General features: G+C 34.5%; 1 protein-coding gene. It reads right to left on the bottom strand.

The window, feature by feature from the left end:
• Positions 1-126: 126 nt before the first annotated feature.
• Positions 127-795 carry a deoxyribose-phosphate aldolase gene (gene deoC, locus QVO42_RS04535; protein ID WP_022424984.1) on the bottom strand — a complete coding sequence of 223 codons (669 nt, stop codon included), beginning with the start codon at positions 793-795 and terminating at the stop codon, positions 127-129.
• Positions 796-988: the final 193 nt, after the last annotated feature.

Genomic DNA, 988 nt, shown 5'->3' with positions numbered 1-988 from the left:
GGTCAGGAGTTCGATCCTCCTAGGCTCCACCATTTAGAACTTAACAGACACATATGTGTCTGTTTTTTTATTTCATTGCGTAAAAAAGAACCATAGTCCTATATAAAGGATTATGGTTTTTTACTTTTAGTAACCTGCACCAGTGTCTGTATTCTTCATGATTTTTACAAGACGGCTTGTACCAAGTCTGTCAGCACCAAGTTCAATGAACTTTTCAGCATCATCAAATGAGCTAATCCCACCTGCTGCTTTTACTTTAACTCCTTCACCTACATGATCATGCATTAACTTTACATCATCAAATGTAGCGCCTGCAGTTGAGAACCCTGTTGATGTCTTAATGTATTCTGCCCCTGCATTTGTGACTAATTCACACATCTTGATCTTTTCTTCTTCTGTAAGAAGACATGTTTCAATAATAACCTTTAAGATTTTACCATCACACGCTTCATGAATCTGACGGATTTCATCTTCTACTTCTTCATATCTCTTATCTTTTAAGAATCCGATATTAATAACCATATCAATTTCAGATGCACCATTCTCAATAGCATCTTTTGTTTCAAATACTTTTACTGCAGTTGTACTGTATCCATTTGGAAATCCAATAACTGTACAGATAGGAAGTTTACCATCCACATATTCTGCCGCCTGTTTAACATAAGCAGCTGGAATACATGCAGATGCTGTACCATATTTGATTCCATCATCCAGGATCACCTTAATGTCTTCCCAAGTGGCACTCTGAGCCAATAATGTGTGGTCTACTTTTTTTAAAATATCATTTGTATTCATTTTATTTTTACCTCTCTTTACATATTCTATTATAACAGTTTATCTAAAATAAAGTAACCAATTGTGTTCTCTGGCATCTTAATTCCAAAATTTTATGTCATTATTACACCTATAATCGTAAATGGATCAGGTGCTTCTAGTTCCCTTTCTCCTTGATAAAAAGAATAAGTTAAGCTCAAATTATAGTTTGACT

Source organism: Catenibacterium sp. CAG:290, from assembly GCF_000437715.1.
GTDB lineage: Bacteria > Bacillota_I > Bacilli_A > Erysipelotrichales > Coprobacillaceae > Catenibacterium > Catenibacterium mitsuoka_A.
This window is presented reverse-complemented; position numbering and strand designations above follow the sequence as displayed.

What these genes read in the sequence shown, in the direction of transcription:
- deoC (WP_022424984.1), bottom strand. Translation starts at nt 795, where the DNA reads ATGAATACAAATGATATTTTAAAAAAAGTAGACCACACATTATTGGCT.